At 63.8% G+C, this 276-nt stretch carries 1 protein-coding gene; it reads left to right on the top strand.

Going from position 1 to position 276, the window contains the following annotated elements; translation table 11 throughout:
- A partial coding sequence (locus D8779_RS20495; RefSeq protein ID WP_136666460.1) for an Ig-like domain-containing protein occupies positions 1-276 on the top strand: 276 nt, incomplete at both ends.

Raw genomic sequence — 276 nt, 5'->3', positions numbered from 1 at the left:
ACACCGCCCTCAGCGTCGGTGAGACCAGCCTGGTCACCATCACCTTCAGCGAGGCGGTCGTCGCCTTTGATAACACCGATGTCAGCGTCGAGAACGGCACCCTCAGCGCCTTGAGCAGCACCGATGGTGGTGTGACCTGGACCGGGACTTTCACCCCAAGCGTCAACGTGACCGACACCACTAACCTGATCACCGTCGCCGCGACCTACACCGACACTGCCGGTAACGCCGGCACCGGGGCCAGCAGCGCCAACTACCAGATCGACACCCAGGCTC

This window comes from Pseudomonas leptonychotis, assembly GCF_004920405.1.
Taxonomy (GTDB): domain Bacteria; phylum Pseudomonadota; class Gammaproteobacteria; order Pseudomonadales; family Pseudomonadaceae; genus Aquipseudomonas; species Aquipseudomonas leptonychotis.
This window is presented reverse-complemented; position numbering and strand designations above follow the sequence as displayed.